This is a genomic window from Pseudoclavibacter sp. RFBA6, from assembly GCF_002931575.1.
Classification (GTDB): domain Bacteria; phylum Actinomycetota; class Actinomycetes; order Actinomycetales; family Microbacteriaceae; genus Pseudoclavibacter; species Pseudoclavibacter terrae.
Map to the genome: position 1 here is coordinate 216,934 of NZ_PSUA01000005.1, position 15,233 is coordinate 232,166.

Consider the following 15,233-nt stretch of genomic DNA (forward strand, 5'->3'; position numbering starts at 1 on the left):
CAGGCCGAACGTCCCAGCCCCCGCCCGAACCAGCGCTGATTCACAGGTTGACGTCAACCGAATTCGCGAAAGCTTCGAGAGATGGCAAGCTGAACTGGTGAGCGAAGCCATCGGAGAGATAGAGGAACTTCTCGTGCGTACCGCCACAGGAAGCAAGGAAGCCTTCTCCACCCTCTACGACCTCATGGCCCCGCGAGTTCTTGGGCTCATCCGGCGAGTGCTTGTCGACCAGGCGCAATCCGAAGAGGTCGCGCAGGAGGTGCTGCTGGAGATCTGGCAGACCGCCGCGTCGTACTCGCCGAGCAAGGGCAAGGCGACCACCTGGATGCTGACTGTCGCGCACCGCAGAGCCATCGACCGGGTGCGTGCATCCCAGGCGTCGAAGGATCGTGACCTGAAGATCGGGGTGCGGGACTTCGAGGGCGAACGCGACGACGTCGCCGAGTCAGCGGAGATCAGCATCGAGCACAAGCGGGCGCAGCAGGCGCTCGCGAAGCTCAGCGATCAACAACGTGAAGCGGTCACGCTGGCCTACTACGGGGGTCTCACGCAGAGTGAGATCGCGGAACGGCTCGAGGTGCCGCTCGGTACGGTGAAGACGAGAATCAGAGACGGAATGAATCGGTTGCGACGAGAGTTGGGGGTGGAATCATGAGCAACGAACAGGATCGCGAACGCGAAGAGCTCGAGCAGCTGCTCGCTGCAGAGGCGCTCTCCGCCAACGACTTCGACGACGCCGCCGACCGGGCGCTCATGAACAAGCTCCTGGCCGACGGTGAGCTCGCCGAGGAGTTCGAGAGCTACCAGGAAGCCGCGGCGCAGCTCGCGCTCGCCACTGACCCCGTCCAGCCTCCCGTCTCCATGAAGGACTCGCTGTTCGCGAAGCTCGACAGCTTCCCGCAGCAGAACCCGGTCGGCGACGAGCGGGACGCGACGTCCTCCGCCGACGCCTCGGACGCGACCGAAGTGCCTTCGCGCGCCGACGTGGCGAACGAGGACACCCACGGCGAGGGGCAGCGCAAGCTCTCCCTCGTCCCGGAGCCGCAGACCGGCGAGGACGACGATCGTGATCTCCACGACGATCGTCGAGTCGCCTCGGCCGGCGGGGGAGCATCCAGCACCGGCAACCCAGGGGACGACTTCGGTCCCGTCGAGACGCGTGCCCGTGGCCGTTGGTTCCGCAGCAGCGCGCAGGCGATGTTCGCGGCAACCGCAGCCGTCGTGCTGGCCGTCGGCCTGTTCCTCGGCGGAGGCTTCGCCTTCGGCGGGTTCGGTCAGGATGGGCAGGAGCCGCCGACCGCGGACGGTGACGTCGCGCTGATCCTCGCCGCACCCGACGTCGACAGCGCCCGCACGGAGGTCGCTGGCGGCGGCACCGTCACCGTCTACTGGTCCGAGGAACTCGGTCGGTCGGCGGTCGTCGCCCACGGCATGGCCCAGCTGCCAGCTGAGAACGACTACGAGCTCTGGTACATCGACGGCGAGGGGCCGGCGCCAGCCGGCATCCTGACGATGGCCGACGGATCCCCGGCAGTGCGCGTGCTCGACGGCACGTTCGCGCCCGGCATGGCCGTCGGTGTCACCGTCGAGTCGAAGGGCGGCTCGGAGACGGGCCTCCCCACCACCGACCCTGTCGCGGTCGTGCAGAGCTAGACGCCCAGCAGAACACAGCAGGACAGGCCCTCGAGCGGCTCGACCGCTCGGGGGTCTTCCCTGTCCCGGACGGCCCGAGCGCCGCAATGTCAACCCATCATCTTTCGGTCAGTCTGAAGTCATAGCCTCGCGAGCATGGCAACCCCAGGCACGCCCCCATCCGGCCCCGCAGGCAACGACTTCACGACCGGCGACGCCCCCGCCAACAACAGCACTCCCGCGACCCCCGCACCGACCGGCAACGAGCCCGCGCTCAAGGCCAAGCCGCGCCCCGACGGGTCCGCTCCCCGCGTCCTGGTCTTCGGCTCCACCGGCTACCTCGGGGGACGCCTCGTGCCGCGCCTCCTCACCGCCGGCTACCGCGTGCGCGTGCTCGCCCGCAACGCGGGGCGCGTCGCCGCCTACGACTGGGGCGACCAGGTCGACGTCGTCGTGGGCGACGCCGACGACGCGAAAGCCGTGGGGGAGGCGATGCAGGACGTCGACGTCGTCTACTACCTCGTGCACGCCATGGGCTCCGGCTCCGACTTCGAGCGCACCGACCTGAAGCTCGCCGAGAACGTCGCCGAGCAGGCCGCGAAGGCGAACGTCTCCCGCATCGTGTACCTCGGCGGCCTGCATCCCGACGACGCGAAGCTCTCGAAGCACCTGCGCTCCCGCAAGGAGGTCGGCGAGGTCTTCCTGAACTCGCCCGTACCGACGATCGTGCTGCAGGCCGGCATCGTCATCGGTTCAGGATCGGCGTCGTTCGAGATGGTGCGCCACCTCACCGACGTGCTGCCCTACATGCCCGCCCCGCAGTGGGTGCGCAACCACATCCAGCCCATCGCCGTGCGCGACGTGCTCCACTACCTCCTCGGTGCCGCCCGAGTGGAAGCGGACGTGAACCGTCCGCTCGACATCGGCGGGCCCGACGTGCTCAGGTACGGGCAGATGATGAACGGGTATGCGGTGAAAGCGGGGCTCCCGCAGCGGGCCATCGCCTCGCTCCCCGTCTTCACGCCCGGCCTCGCATCGAGGTGGGTGAACCTCGTCACGCCCATACCGAAGTCCATCGCCCGCCCCCTCGTCGAGTCGCTGCAGAACGAATGCGTCGTCAAGAACCGAGACGTGGACGCGCTCATCCCGCCGCCCGAGGAAGGCCTCACGACGTACCTGCGAGCGGTCGAGCTGGCACTCGGCCGCGAGAAGCTCCGCGCGACCGAGACCAGCTGGCGAGACGCGAACGTGCACAACTCGCCGAGCGACCCCCTGCCCGCCGACCCCGACTGGGCAGGGCAGACGGTGTTCACCGACGAGCAGTCGAAGGAGAGCACGGTGCCACCCGAGCAGCTGTTCCGGGTCATCGAAGGCATCGGCGGTGACAACGGCTGGTACTCGTCGAAGCTGCTCTGGGGAGCCAGAGGCGTCATGGACAAGCTCGTCGGCGGCGTCGGCCTGCGCCGTGGACGCACGAACCCCGACCGTCTCGCGGAAGGCGACGCCCTCGACTTCTGGCGCGTCGAGACCATCGAACGCGGAGGCGAGCACGGCTCGCTGCTCCGCCTGCGCGCCGAGATGCGCGTGCCAGGGCTCGCCTGGCTCGAGATGCGGGCCGTGCCGGTGGGCGACGGTGACAACGAGGCGGACGCGCGCGGCGACGACGAGACGGGCGGGGAGCGCATCCGCTCTCGCTACGAGCAGCGCGCCGTCTACTTCCCGCAGGGCCTGCTCGGCCGCCTCTACTGGGCCGCCGTCTTCCCCTTCCACGGCTTCATCTTCGCGACGATGGCCTCCCGCATCGTCGCGACGGCAGCCGCGAACGCTGACGACTGAGGGCTCCCACTCTCATCCCTCCGGCCGGTCCCTCCGGCGACCTTCTGGGGCCCCAGCATCCACACGGAAAGTGCCGGTTCGTTACGCAACGAACCGGCACTTTCCGTGTGTCTACGTGCGGGGTGACGGATGAAGGGCGGCGGGCGTGGATGCGGGCACGGATGCGCGTTCTCGCTCAGCGAGAGGGGTGCTTTCGTCGGTCGGTTCGTTCTCCGTAGCCTCGCAGCGAGCGCCGCGCACCTGAGCGCAGGCGCCGCTCGAGTCAAGGAGGATTCATGAGCACCGAACAGCGCGTCGCCATCGTCACGGGAGCAGCACGGGGCATCGGCAAGGGGATCGCAGAGCGTCTCGGCCGGGACGGACTGCACGTCATCGTCGCCGACTTGGAAGGCGCCCAGGCTGGCGTCGAGGAGACGGTGACCGCCATCGAGCACGCGGGAGGCCGCGCGACGGGAGCTGTCGTCGACGTCACGGATGAAGCATCCGTCGACGCCCTCGTCGAGTTCACGGCCGAGAGAGCCGGGAAGCTGGATGTGTTCATCGCCAACGCCGGCATCGCGCAGGTCGAGTCTCTGCTCGACTACTCGAGCGCCGACTTCCAGCGGGTGCTCGACGTGAACGTCACCGGTGTCTTCTACCAGTACCGGGCCGCGGCCAGGCAGTTCATCAAGCAGGGCAGCGGAGGCAAGATCATCGGGGCGGCATCGATCGTCGCGTTCCGCCCGTTCGCGCTCCTCGGCCCGTACTCGGCGTCGAAGTGGGCCGTGCGCGGCCTCACCCAGGCAGCTGCGATGGAGTGGGCGGAGCACAAGATCACGGTCAACGCGTACGGCCCCGGCATCGTGGGCACCGCCATGTGGGATCTCATCGACGAGAAGCTCGGCGCGAAGCAGGGGCTCGCGAAGGGTGAGGCGCTCGCGGAGAACGCGAAGTCCATCCTCCTCGGCCGAGTCTCCGTGCCGAACGACGTCGCGCAGCTCGTCTCCTACCTGTCCTCCGAGGACTCCGACTACGTCACCGGCCAGACGATCCTCGTCGACGGCGGCATCCAGTTCAGCTAGTCACTCGCCCCTCCGCACGGCCGCGCCACTCCCGCGCTCGCGTCGCCCGGGGGCATCCACGCGGGGATTGCAGCTTGCTGACATCACGAGCCTGTGTTCCTCGTGTGGATGCACCCGGTTCGGGTGTCTCAGCGTTCGGTGACGCGGCGTGTTCGGAGGGCGTGCGCATGAGTGACGAATGCCGAAGGATCAGGCCAGAGGTCTGCGAGCACCAGGCGTTCCGGATGCCAATCCAAGGCCGCCACTCTCCGCGCCCGCCTGACATCCTTCTGCCATTGGCTCCGACTCGTTCGGTGCCCATCCCCGTCGTAGTCGTAGAGGATGCGTGCTTCCACGTCAGCGCAGTCACCGCGCGCGATCTTGCGCCCGTCCGGCCCGTAGAGGACGTGCTGCACCGCGAGCATCGGGTATCCCGACTGCTCGAGGTGGAAGCGCATCGTCGTCTCGTAAGGCGACTCGACGGTCAACCGGATGAGGGGCAGGACCTCGCGGAGCTTCGAAGCGCCGGTGCCAGGCGACCAGGCGAGAGCGGCGGTTGAGAGCTGCTCGGGCGTCGAGAGGTTTCCCCACCACCGACGCCCGGGATACCAGCGAGAAGTGGTCACCAGTGCGTCCGCGAGGACAAGCAGGTCCATGACGTCGAGCTCCCTCGCGAGCAGACAGAAGATCAGCTCGGGCGACGGCAGCCGCAGTCCGTCGAACTCGAAGGTGCGCCAGGCGTGCTGCGGCACGATACGAGTGGTCGTGCCCCGCGGCGAAGACGAGCTGAAGCCTTGCGGCACGATGAGGTGGACTCGTTCGTCCTGTGCAAAGTGCAGAGGCAGCGGAAGCCCGAGGATGCGTGCTGCTGAGACGGCACCGAACGCTTGCCGCTGCCGTGCCCTCGCCGCGTAGCTCAGGTCGCGATTCCGGAGCCGTTCGCTGGCATGCTCGAGCTCGGTCATGGTTGCGAGCCGGGCCTGCTCGGCTTCACTGAGCGGGGCGACCCGAACACCGTAGAACGGCCGATCCAGGTTCGCGTTGTCGAGCCGTCCGCGGCCGACGCCCATCGCGCGAGCATCCGCGACCGTGAACCCGGCCTTGCGGAGTGAGTCTGGCAACGGGATGCGCTCCCGCGCACGGGCCTTCGGCGTTCGCCAGCCCGTCAACCGACTCTCACAGGGCGGGGGAGGTTCACGCCGGCAGTCGAATCGCTCGTGCGGGAGCGCTCCGCGCGCTGAACTCGCGTGCTCCGCTGGTCGTGGTGCTCATCGTCTCCTGGTGCCATGCGCAGATGCGAGAAGCGCGCCCCCGCGCGTGGGCGCTTCCTGTCTGCGCCTGTGGATAACTCGCTCTTTCCCTCGCCCCCGCTCACTCTCTGAGCCCACCGCATCCGCTCGCAGACACACGAGGAGTGCATGCTCGTTCGGGAACGAACACGCACTCCTCGTGTGGATGGAGCCCCGTGCGGGAGACAAGAGGCGGGGCGGGGCGCGGCCGGGGCGCCCCCAGGCGCTACGCGGAGAGGGGGGCCTTCTCTCGGAGGAGCGCGATGAACTTGCCGAACCAGGGGCCGTTGTCGTTCCAGGCGCGGGCGCTCACGAGGTTGCCGTCGACGAGCGCCTCCGAGCTCTGGTAGGTGCCGCCCCCAGCTTCGATGTCGGCTGCGATCTCGGGGAAGCCGGACGTGATGCGCCCCTCGAGCACACCTGCCTTGGCGAGGATGATCGGCCCGTGGCAGGTGACGGCGACGGGGGAGTCCTCGCCGAAGAAGTGCTTCACGATGCGCTTCACGTCCTCGTTGTTGCGCAGGTACTCGGGGGCGCGCCCACCGGGCACGACCAGCGCGACGTAGTCGGAGGGGTTCACATCGGCGAGGGCGATGTCGGCGTTCCAGCCGTGGCCGAGCTTCTCCGTGAACGTGTCGTAGCCCTCGAAGTCGTGCACCACGAACTGCAGGCGCTTCTTGGTCGGCGCGGCGATGACGGGCTCGTAGCCCTCCTCACGGAGCCGCTCGTACGGGTAGAACACCTCGAGGGTCTCGGAAAAGTCACCGGCGAGGATAAGGACCTTGGACATCGTTGTCTCCTGTTCTCAGTTGCTGCGGGCGCGAAGGGCGCCATCTGTGGGATGCGCGGGGCCGTTCTCATCCGCCCCGACACGTCACAGACTCCCGTCGCGGCGACCGCCCAGGCAACGCCGTTTCTTGCATGTCGAGAATGCGAGTGGTGAGGGAATGGGCCTGCGGGGCACCGTATGAGCACCGCATCCACCACCGCGTCGCCGTTGACACGAGGCGGATGCTGGCCCCGCACCGGGCGTTTCGAGTCCGGCATCGACGGACCTTTCAGTGACCAATGCACAGTGAAACCTCAATGGAGAGGAGAGCGACACCCATGGCATATCCGGCCAAATACCCCCAGCTCAACGAGACGGAGCTCACCGAGCATGCGCGCGATCTGCTCGTGCGCGTCATCCGGGTGGCATTTCCGCACCCGACCTTCCCCGATTCGCCGTACCAGCGGACCGCCAACATCATCCTCGAGGAGTCGAAGTCGTCGACGTGGCTGCGGGTCACGCTCACGCAGGGGCTCCTCACGCTCGACTCCCTGTCGGCGGGCGACTTCACCGCCCTCGACGAGGATCAGGCGACCGCGGTGCTGCGCAGCATCGAGCACACCGACTTCTTCGGCTTCATCCGCCGCACCACGGTGTTGAACCTCTACGACGACCCGGAAGTGTGGAAGGCGGTCGGCTACGAGGGCTCATCGTTCGAGCTCGGCGGGTACGTGCACCGCGGCTTCAACGACCTCGACTGGGTGCCCGAGCCGCTCATCGAGGAGCCGGCGGATGTGCCCTTCTCGCCGCTGCCCGGACTGAAGCGTCCGCAGACGGGCGCCGTGCGCATCCCGGCGGCATCCGCCGCCGATGCGACCGGCGACGGCACCCCCATCTCCACCAACCAGCCAGGCGAACTCGCCGCGAGCCACGAAGGAGTCGAGCGATGACCGAGGACACGGGCGCACGCGCCACGCAGTTCGGGAAGCCCATCCCGCAGGACGACGAGGTCGTCGTCGTCGTCGGGTCCGGGGCGGGAGGCGGCACCATCGCGCACGAGCTGACCGCGAAGGGTATCCCCGTGGTGGTGCTCGAGGCCGGGCCGTACCTGCGCAACGAGGACTACGAGAACAACGAGTGGCAGGCGTTCAATCAGATGGCGTGGCTGGATGCGCGCACCACGAGCGGTTCGTGGCGCATCGCGAAGGATTTCCCGAACCTGCCCGCGTGGATCGTGAAGGCGGTCGGTGGCACGACGACGCACTGGTCGGGTGCGACGCCGCGCTTCTACGAGCACGAGTTCAAGGCGCGCAGCACGTACGGTCGCGTCGACGGCGCCAACCTCCTCGACTGGCCGATCACGCTCGAGGAGCTCGCGCCCTGGTACGTGAAGGCGGAGGACGCGATCGGGTCGACGCACACGGGCGGGCGGGCGCCGCTGCCGGCGAACAACAACTACAAGGTGCTCGCCGAGGGCGCGAAGCGGGCCGGTTACACGCACTACTCGACGGGGCCATACGGGACGAACGCGGAGCCGTACGACGGGCGGCCCGCATCCATCCAGGATGGCTTCAACTTCCAGGGAGACAAGAACAAGTCGAAGTGGAGCACGATGGTGCGCGAGATCCCGCGCGCCCTCGAGACGGGGCTGCTTGACCTGCGAACCGAGAGCCACGCCGTGCAGATCACGCATGATGTCGACGGGCGAGCGGATGGGGTGCTCTACCTCGACCGGGACGGCAACCTGCAGCGCCAGCGCGCCAGGGTCGTCGTCGTCGCGGGCAACTCGATCGAGACGCCACGCCTCCTGCTGCTGAGCGCGAGCTCGCTGTTCCCAGACGGCCTCGCGAACTCGTCCGGCCAGGTCGGCCGCAACTACATGCGCCACACGACCGGCTCGCTGTACGCCCGCTTCGACAAGCCCGTGCGCATGTATCGCGGCGAGACGATGGCCGGCGTGATCCGGGATGAGTCAGGCCACAACCCGAGCCGCGGCTTCGTGGGCGGCTATTTCATGGAGACGCTGTCGCTTGGGCCCGCGTTCCTGGCGAGCTTCGCCGACCCCGGCGCGTGGGGCAAGTCCTTCACCTCGGTGCTCGACGCGTACGAGAACACGGCAGGTATGTGGATTGTCGGTGAGGACCTTCCGCAGGAGTCGAACCGCATCACCCTGAACCGCTCGGTGACGGACGCGAACGGGCTGCCCGTCCCGAACGTGCACTACGACGACCACCCCAACGACGCGGCCATGCGCGAGCACGGCTACGACCGTGGCACGCTGCTCTACGAGGCCGTCGGTGCGGAGCACGTGCACCGCACGCCGCCATACCCGTCGACCCACAACCTCGGGACGGCGCGGATGAGCGAGCGACCCGAGGACGGTGTCGTCGACCGGTGGGGTGCATCCCACGACGTGCCGAACCTGTTCGTGGGCGACGGCTCTGTGTTCACGACGAGCGCCGCGGCCAACCCCACGCTCACGATCGTGGCGCTCGCCATGCGCCAGGCCGACTACCTGGCGACGCAGCTGCGCGCCGGCGAGCTGTAGGGAGCGGTCATGAGCCACGCAACACTCACCGCGGGCCCAGTCTTCGCTGCGCATACTGCTGCGGTGAGTGTCGACGTGGATGCCCCCGCAAACAGATCCGCCCCCTCGGTCGCCGCCGTGCCACCCCTCGAGCTGGACGCGAGTCCGGGCATGGCGTCGGCCGCGCCTTCCTCGAGCACGCTCAAGGCGCTGTCGCTGCTGGAACTGGTCGCCCAGAACGGCGGTGCGAGCGCGACGGAGATCAAGGAGACGCTCGGGTTCTCGCTGCCCACCGTCTACCGGCTCGCCCAGCTGCTGGTGGATGCGGACTACCTCGTGCATCTGCGTGAGGAGCGCCGGTTCGAACTGGGGTACAAGGTGCACGAGCTCGGGCGGGCGCTGCATCAGCAGCTCGGTGTCTCGCCGCCCATGCGGGCGGTCGTGCAGGCGCTGCACGAGGCAGGCGACGTCGCGGCGTACTTCGCGGTCTACCGGGGCACGGACGTGGTCGTGGCGCACGTCGCCGATTCGGCGCGTGCACAGCGGATCCGCCCCCTTGAGTTCGGCTTCCACGAGGCGACGCACGCGACGGCGTTCGGCAAGATCATCCTCGCCGGCATGAGCGTGGAGGAGCGCGACTCGTTCCTCGACGCGAACGGCATGCCCTCCTTCACGGATGCGACGATCACGTCACGCGACGAGCTCGAGCGGCACCTCGAACGGGTCCGGTTGCGCGGCGTGGCCTGGGAGCGCGAGGAGTTCGTGCCGGGTCACACGTGCGCGGCCGTCGGCGTGCGCAGCGCCTCGGGCGAGGTGATCGGAGCGGTGGCGCTGTCGCTCGAGTCACCGCGTCTTGGCCACCGCTCGGATGAGCTCGAGCGGCTCCTGCGCGGCGCGGGTGCCAGAGCCAGCCACCTCGTTCGCCGCGGGCGCTGAGCGCGCGATCTCGAGCCCGCGCAGCTCGAGCTCGCGGAAGGGCGTCGTGTTTCGGCGTTCATCCGGATGCAGGCACGCGGGAGATGCTGGTTCGTTGCGGAACGAGCATGCGCTCTTCGTGTGTGTGCGTGCGACGGAGACGCTCACTCGGGGAAGCCTGCGTGCGCGGAGGGCGGGAGGGGGTGCAGGGGGGCGCGAAGGCTGACGAGCCGGGTCAGTCGGCGGATGCGCCCAGGAACTCGACGTCGGTGCTGGCCGTGAGCGGCTCGTCGGTGACATCCGTGACGGTCACCGTGATCGTGTACGTGCCCGGCGTGCCGAGCTCGAAGGAGATGTCGCCGCAGACGGTGTCGTAGTTGCTGGGGAGCGCCTTGGCGGTGCGCGTGATCGTGTCGACGCCCTCGGCGCTCGCGGTGTACTCGCAGGTGCCGGATCGTGTGACGCCCGAGACGCGGGCCTCAGCTGTGATCCAGGAATGCCGGTCGTCGGCGGTCGCAGCGAAGATCAGGTCACCGTCGGACTCAGTGGCGCCGGGCTGGTCGGGGGCCGCTGACGAGGTCGGGGAACCGGGCGCGAACGTGCCGCTCGCTGATTCGGAGCTCGCTCCGGAACTGTCCGCGGTGCATCCGGTCAGTCCGACGACCACCATGATGGCGGCCAGAACCCCGACACCCGCTGTCGTCCAGCGGGCCGGGGAGCTGCGGCGTGAGGTCATGGATCAGGCTCGGTTTTGGAGCTCCTTGACGGCGCGCGCGAAGTCGCGGGTCTGCAGCACTTCGAGGGCGGCCCCTGCGTCGGATCCGGCCGAGACTACGCAGAGCTCGTCGATCTTGTTGATGAAGCCCAGGATGCGGCCGTCCTTGACGACGCGATACGTGTGCTCGGAGAGGCGGTCGACTCGGCCCTCGGCGGGCATCGTCGCGGTGAGAGGTGGAACGGGGAATGGCATGAGGCTCCTGCCGTCATTGGCGACCGTCTCGAACGGATAGTCGTATCCTCGCGCATCGACATGTGCGCGGAGCCGCTTCCACGGGATCTATGGAGGGTTCTCACCACATCTGTGGGAAGGCGATACCTCTGAGAAATACACCTTCCAGCCGATGGCTGTTCAGCTCTTGCCTCCCGGGCCGGGCAGGTGCTACCCAAGACAGATGGTTCGACTGCGAAGGTGGACGCCGACTCAGTCCGCGTGGACGCGGCATGCAGCGGGGAGCGGCTTCAGCTATCGGGATGAGCGCGGAGAGCGCATCGTCGACCCCGTGGTGCGCGCTCGACTCGCATCGCTCGCCATCCCGCCGGCGTGGCGGGACGTGCGCATCGCGCCCCACGAGAACGCCCACGTGCTGGCGGTGGGTGTGGATGCGCTCGGCCGCACCCAGTACATTTACCATCCCGACTGGACCGCGAAGCGCCAGATCGTGACCTTCGACCGGGCCCTGGAGCTCTCGCGCGTGCTGCCGTCGGCGCGGCGCGCGGCGACGAGGGCGCTCCGCACGGTGCATGACGGACGCGAGGCATCGCTCGCGGCGAGCTTCAAGCTCCTCGACACGGCGTTCCTTCGCGTCGGCAGTGAGCGGTCGGCGAAGCAGTTCGGGCACCGCGGCCTGACGACGCTCCTGAACCGGCACATCTCGCTGCAGGACGAGCAGGTGCTGCTCGAGTTCAAGGGAAAGAGCGGGGTGCCGTGGAGCGCCCTCATCGAGGACCTCGAACTCGTCTCGTTCCTCGGTGAGCGCAAGGCGAGCGGGTCGCCGGGGCGGCGCATCCTGTCGTGGAGGGACGGCCGCGCCTGGCGTCGCCTCTCGGCTCGGGAAGTCAACGACGACATCAGGATGCGAACGAAGGGCGAGTTCACTGCGAAGGACTTCCGCACGCTGCACGGCACGGTCTTCGCCGCGAGGCGACTGGCTGAGCTGGGCGTCGGGGCGACGGTGCGCGAGCGCACGTCACTCGTCGCGCACGCGGTGCGGGATACCGCGGAGCTGCTCGGGAACACGCCGGCGGTCGCGCGTTCGAGCTACATCGATCCAAGGGTCATCGAGGCCTACGACGAGGGGCGGGTCGTCGAGGTGGGGCGTGGGTCCGGGGAGGCGGCGCTGCGGAAGCTCCTCCTGGGTTCGTCCAGCTGACAGCCAGGTCGCGCACACGGGCCGTCCACGTTTCGGGGAGGTCCGTGCGAGACGGTGGATGCCTGCTCGCCGCGGGTGAACATCCCGGCTTCGATCGAGCAGCACACTCTTTCCCCCGACGAAAGGACGATCAGCAATGACGACTCTCGACACCAAGCGCGTGGCCTTCCTCCTCACGAACGACTTCGAGGACAGCGAGCTCACGAGCCCATGGGGCGCCGTGACCGAGGCTGGAGGCGATGCCTCACTCGTCTCTCCCGAGTCCGGCAGCGTGAAGGGCAAGAACGGGCATGAGCAGTCCGTGGACCTCATCTCGGCCGACGCCAGAGCGGGCGACTTCGACGCGCTCGTCCTGCCCGGCGGCGTCGGCAACGCTGATCTGCTCCGCCTCGACGAGGCGTCGGTCAGCTTCGTGCGCGACTTCTTCGAGGCGCACAAGCCGGTCGCGGTGATCTGCCACGGCGCGTGGATCCTCACCGACGCGAAGGTGCTCGACGGGCGCACGCTCACGAGCTTCCCGAGCCTCAAGACCGACCTCATCAACGCCGGCGCGACGTGGGTCGACGAGGAGGTCCATGTCGACCAGGGCCTCGTCTCGAGCCGAACGCCAGACGACCTCCCCGCGTTCAACGCGAAGCTCGTCGAAGAGGTCGCGGAGGGCAAGCACCGGGGCCAGACCGCCTGACCCGGCTTGGGCTCCCGACGCGAGGGGCGGGTGGATGCACGCATCCACTCGCCCCTCGCGCGTCTGCACGACGGCGTCCGCGCGAAGATGAGGCCGCTCTCATCTTCAGGGCACTGTGCGTCTCATGAACGCTCACGAAACTTGGGGCTACCGAGGCGAAGTCACGCCTCGGCAGACAACAGGAGGCAGCAGCCATGAACAAGAAGAAGAACACCTGGATCATCGTCGGTTCGGCCAGCGCCCTCGGCCTCGGCATCCTGACCGTCGGCGGGGCTGGCGTCGCCAACGCCCTCGAAGTGCGCGACGTGCCCGGCGAGCAGCTCAACCTCTCGACGCCGTCCGCGACGAGCAGCCCAGCCGCATCCACCACCCCATCGGCCTCTCCCACGACGGGCAGCAGCGCCTCACCAACCGCGACGCCCGTCTTCAGCTCCCCGAGCCCCGTCTCGGCGCAGACCCCGCAGAGCGTGCCGACTGTTCAGAGTCCCGTCTCCGCGCAGAGCCCCGTGAGTGCGCAGAGCCCGGTCTCCGCGCAGAGCCCGGTGAGCGCGCAGACCCCGCCGTCCGTGCCGAGCGCGTAGTCGCCGTTCTCCACAGCTGAGCACGTTCCCGGGCTGTCGCGCAGCGACCCCGGTAGGTTCGAGGCAGAGCCGCGGGACGCGGCGGCAGAGGACTCAGCACGACAGCAGCTCAGTGCAGCGCCGCAGGAGGAGCACATGTTCGCAGCAGCCAGGCAGGTGATCGAGGCCGTCGCCACGGGCACCGGCCGGGAGGTGGCGTCGGTCACGCTCGCCTGCGCTGAGCCGAGCGGCGACGGCGTGCTTGCCGGTTACGACGTCGAGCTCGCGTCGCTGCAGGGACCGGACGAGCGCATCCGTCTGTTCATCGACACGGCGACGAACCCCGCGGCCGCTTCGGTCGCCGGCGAATCGCAGCAGTGGACCACCGTGCAGAACCCCGCGACCCGCGAGCAGGTGCGCGTGTGGCGCTACCCGCACGACCCCGCCCTTCCCGCCCTCCCCGCGACGGCCTTCCCCGACTCCGCGCGCGAGACCGCGGCGCGCTTCGGCGCCGTCGGCGATGGGCAGCTCGAGATGCTCGCGTACCGGCCAGGGCGCCGGGCGGTGCTGCGTCTCGCCGGCCCCGAGGGGACCCTCTTCTTCAAGGTCGTCCGACCGGGGCACGCGGAACCGCTCCACCGCATCCACGAGGAGCTCGCCGGTGCCGGCGTGGCAGTGCCGCGAAGCCGAGGCTGGAGTGAGGCGGGCCTCGTCGCCCTCGAGCGCATGCCGGGCGTTCCCGCCGACTCACACGTGCCCCGAACACCGGATGCGCGGCTCGCGTTCCTGCGGGAGCTGCAGTCACTGGTCGCGTCCATCGGCGCCGCCAGAGTCTCCCGTGGAGCCCGCGCGAGCCTGACGGCGGGACTCGACTGGTACCTGCTGCGCCTCCACGACCTCCTCCCCGCGCGCAGGGCCGACATCGATGGGGTGGCCGCGTGCATCCGCGCGGAGGTCGCCCGAGCGCGCCCGGGGCCAGCGCGCACCGTGCACGGCGACCTCCACCTCGGCCAGATCTTCGTCGAGCCGCACGCCCAGACCGACGGCCGCGCCACGATCACGGGCGTCGTCGACATCGACACGGCGGGCGTCGGCGACCTCGCCGACGACCTCGGCGGTCTCTACGCCCACGCGATCGTGACCGCCCTCACCCACGACCTCTGCGGGAGGACCGATCTCCGGACCTCGACGTTCGAGCTCGCCGAGCTCGTGCGCCTCGCGTGGGGCGACTTCGCACACACCTGGAACAACCCAGGACAGGTCGGAACGCTCACCGACGACCCCGACCTGAGCATCCGCGCCAACGCGGTCGCCCTCACCCACCTGCTCTCGCACGCCTTCGGCGCCGCGGTCCGCGGCGGGGCCGGGCTCGACGCACTGCCGGACCGCATCCTCGATTTCGCCGTCGCCCTCTCGAAGGAGCCGAGACGATGACCACCCAGAAGTCCCGCCCGCGTTGGCTGATCCTTGCCTGCGCGGTTGCCGGAGCGCTCGCGATCGCGCTCGCCGGGGTCACGTTCGCTCAGGCCATGTCGCTGCGCTCGTCACCGGGTGAGACTCTCGACGTCGGGCCCATCGTCGGCGCGCAGTCGCCCGGGACGACCATCAGCGTGCCCCCGTCACCGACTGCCCCGGCCTCCCCGTCGCCCAGCAGCGTGCCCGACCCGGTGCAGCCCTCGCTGCCGACGGGAAGCATCCAGGCGCCAGTGCCGGTCGACCCGGTCGCGCCGTCGCAGATCGACGACGACGATGATGATGATGACGACGACGACGACGGGGACGACGAGGACTGACCTGGGGACGCCGAGGGGCACCCGTCGGTGCGCGCGG

Annotated in this window: 16 protein-coding genes and 1 pseudogene; 13 read left to right on the plus strand and 4 right to left on the minus strand. The window is 69.1% G+C overall.

Annotated features, from left to right (window positions below; translation table 11 throughout):
* Nucleotides 1-94: 94 nt before the first annotated feature.
* From sigK to C5C17_RS03900, 4 genes are all read left to right on the plus strand, one after another.
* Nucleotides 95-655, plus strand: coding sequence for an ECF RNA polymerase sigma factor SigK (sigK, locus tag C5C17_RS03885; protein ID WP_249312354.1), 561 nt, complete (start codon nt 95-97; stop codon nt 653-655).
* A complete protein-coding gene (locus tag C5C17_RS03890; RefSeq protein ID WP_104252063.1) occupies nt 652-1,653 on the plus strand; it encodes an anti-sigma factor in 1,002 nt (333 codons plus the stop codon). The genes sigK and C5C17_RS03890 overlap by 4 nt, the downstream gene beginning before the upstream one ends.
* A 135-nt stretch (nt 1,654-1,788) precedes the next feature.
* Complete coding sequence (locus tag C5C17_RS03895) at nt 1,789-3,468, plus strand: SDR family oxidoreductase (RefSeq protein ID WP_104252064.1); 1,680 nt, start codon at nt 1,789-1,791, stop codon at nt 3,466-3,468.
* A 275-nt stretch (nt 3,469-3,743) separates the two neighbouring features.
* Complete coding sequence (locus C5C17_RS03900; RefSeq protein ID WP_104252065.1) at nt 3,744-4,529, plus strand: SDR family NAD(P)-dependent oxidoreductase; 786 nt, start codon at nt 3,744-3,746, stop codon at nt 4,527-4,529.
* 128 nt (nt 4,530-4,657) lie between these two features.
* Here C5C17_RS03900 and C5C17_RS03905 read toward each other — a convergent pair whose 3' ends face one another.
* Nucleotides 4,658-5,629, minus strand: coding sequence for a hypothetical protein (locus C5C17_RS03905; RefSeq protein ID WP_104252066.1), 972 nt, complete (start codon nt 5,627-5,629; stop codon nt 4,658-4,660).
* Between the two features lie 334 nt (nt 5,630-5,963).
* Between C5C17_RS03905 and C5C17_RS19120 the strand changes: the two are divergent.
* A pseudogene (locus tag C5C17_RS19120) lies at nt 5,964-6,017 on the plus strand (hypothetical protein); the annotation flags it as partial.
* Between the two features lie 6 nt (nt 6,018-6,023).
* Here the strand turns inward: C5C17_RS19120 and C5C17_RS03910 are convergent.
* Nucleotides 6,024-6,587, minus strand: a complete 564-nt coding sequence (locus C5C17_RS03910; protein WP_104252067.1) for a DJ-1/PfpI family protein — start codon at nt 6,585-6,587, stop codon at nt 6,024-6,026.
* 317 nt (nt 6,588-6,904) lie between these two features.
* Between C5C17_RS03910 and C5C17_RS03915 the strand changes: the two genes are divergently transcribed.
* From C5C17_RS03915 to C5C17_RS03925, 3 genes are read left to right on the plus strand one after another with little or no spacing between them, the layout of a single operon-like run.
* Nucleotides 6,905-7,516: a hypothetical protein gene (locus C5C17_RS03915; protein WP_181028473.1), complete on the plus strand. Its 612-nt coding sequence runs from the start codon at nt 6,905-6,907 to the stop codon at nt 7,514-7,516.
* Nucleotides 7,513-9,114 (plus strand): GMC family oxidoreductase, encoded by a 1,602-nt coding sequence (locus C5C17_RS03920; RefSeq protein ID WP_104252068.1) that lies wholly within the window; start codon nt 7,513-7,515, stop codon nt 9,112-9,114. Before C5C17_RS03915 ends, C5C17_RS03920 begins: the two co-directional genes overlap by 4 nt.
* Nucleotides 9,115-9,123: 9 nt before the next feature.
* Nucleotides 9,124-10,029 (plus strand): IclR family transcriptional regulator, encoded by a 906-nt coding sequence (locus C5C17_RS03925; protein ID WP_104252069.1) that lies wholly within the window; start codon nt 9,124-9,126, stop codon nt 10,027-10,029.
* Nucleotides 10,030-10,243: 214 nt separating this feature from the next.
* On the opposite strand, the gene C5C17_RS03930 is transcribed toward C5C17_RS03925, so the two are convergent.
* Complete coding sequence (locus C5C17_RS03930; protein WP_104252070.1) at nt 10,244-10,744, minus strand: hypothetical protein; 501 nt, start codon at nt 10,742-10,744, stop codon at nt 10,244-10,246.
* Nucleotides 10,745-10,747: 3 nt separating this feature from the next.
* Nucleotides 10,748-10,978 (minus strand): hypothetical protein, encoded by a 231-nt coding sequence (locus C5C17_RS03935; protein ID WP_104252071.1) that lies wholly within the window; start codon nt 10,976-10,978, stop codon nt 10,748-10,750.
* 202 nt (nt 10,979-11,180) lie between these two features.
* On the opposite strand from C5C17_RS03935, the gene C5C17_RS03940 reads away from it, so the two are divergent.
* From C5C17_RS03940 to C5C17_RS18510, 5 genes are all read left to right on the plus strand, one after another.
* On the plus strand, nt 11,181-12,158 hold the full coding sequence (locus C5C17_RS03940) for a DNA topoisomerase IB (RefSeq protein ID WP_104252072.1): 978 nt from the start codon (nt 11,181-11,183) through the stop codon (nt 12,156-12,158).
* Between the two features lie 136 nt (nt 12,159-12,294).
* Entirely contained in the window at nt 12,295-12,843 is a 549-nt protein-coding gene (locus C5C17_RS03945) for a type 1 glutamine amidotransferase domain-containing protein (protein ID WP_104252073.1), read from the plus strand.
* Nucleotides 12,844-13,037: 194 nt separating this feature from the next.
* Entirely contained in the window at nt 13,038-13,424 is a 387-nt protein-coding gene (locus C5C17_RS03950; protein ID WP_104252074.1) for a hypothetical protein, read from the plus strand.
* A gap of 135 nt (nt 13,425-13,559) precedes the next feature.
* On the plus strand, nt 13,560-14,837 hold the full coding sequence (locus C5C17_RS03955) for a phosphotransferase family protein (protein WP_104252075.1): 1,278 nt from the start codon (nt 13,560-13,562) through the stop codon (nt 14,835-14,837).
* On the plus strand, nt 14,834-15,196 hold the full coding sequence (locus tag C5C17_RS18510) for a hypothetical protein (RefSeq protein ID WP_181028474.1): 363 nt from the start codon (nt 14,834-14,836) through the stop codon (nt 15,194-15,196). Before C5C17_RS03955 ends, C5C17_RS18510 begins: the two co-directional genes overlap by 4 nt.
* The last annotated feature ends 37 nt before the right edge of the window (nt 15,197-15,233 follow it).

Coding starts and splice junctions, on each gene's coding strand:
- C5C17_RS03890 (WP_104252063.1), top strand. CDS start 652: ATGAGCAACGAACAGGATCGCGAACGCGAAGAGCTCGAGCAGCTGCTC.
- C5C17_RS03895 (WP_104252064.1), top strand. CDS start 1,789: ATGGCAACCCCAGGCACGCCCCCATCCGGCCCCGCAGGCAACGACTTC.
- C5C17_RS03900 (WP_104252065.1), top strand. CDS start 3,744: ATGAGCACCGAACAGCGCGTCGCCATCGTCACGGGAGCAGCACGGGGC.
- C5C17_RS03910 (WP_104252067.1), bottom strand. CDS start 6,587: ATGTCCAAGGTCCTTATCCTCGCCGGTGACTTTTCCGAGACCCTCGAG.
- C5C17_RS03915 (WP_181028473.1), top strand. CDS start 6,905: ATGGCATATCCGGCCAAATACCCCCAGCTCAACGAGACGGAGCTCACC.
- C5C17_RS03920 (WP_104252068.1), top strand. CDS start 7,513: ATGACCGAGGACACGGGCGCACGCGCCACGCAGTTCGGGAAGCCCATC.
- C5C17_RS03925 (WP_104252069.1), top strand. CDS start 9,124: ATGAGCCACGCAACACTCACCGCGGGCCCAGTCTTCGCTGCGCATACT.
- C5C17_RS03930 (WP_104252070.1), bottom strand. CDS start 10,744: ATGACCTCACGCCGCAGCTCCCCGGCCCGCTGGACGACAGCGGGTGTC.
- C5C17_RS03935 (WP_104252071.1), bottom strand. CDS start 10,978: ATGCCATTCCCCGTTCCACCTCTCACCGCGACGATGCCCGCCGAGGGC.
- C5C17_RS03940 (WP_104252072.1), top strand. CDS start 11,181: ATGGTTCGACTGCGAAGGTGGACGCCGACTCAGTCCGCGTGGACGCGG.
- C5C17_RS03945 (WP_104252073.1), top strand. CDS start 12,295: ATGACGACTCTCGACACCAAGCGCGTGGCCTTCCTCCTCACGAACGAC.
- C5C17_RS03950 (WP_104252074.1), top strand. CDS start 13,038: ATGAACAAGAAGAAGAACACCTGGATCATCGTCGGTTCGGCCAGCGCC.
- C5C17_RS03955 (WP_104252075.1), top strand. CDS start 13,560: ATGTTCGCAGCAGCCAGGCAGGTGATCGAGGCCGTCGCCACGGGCACC.
- C5C17_RS18510 (WP_181028474.1), top strand. CDS start 14,834: ATGACCACCCAGAAGTCCCGCCCGCGTTGGCTGATCCTTGCCTGCGCG.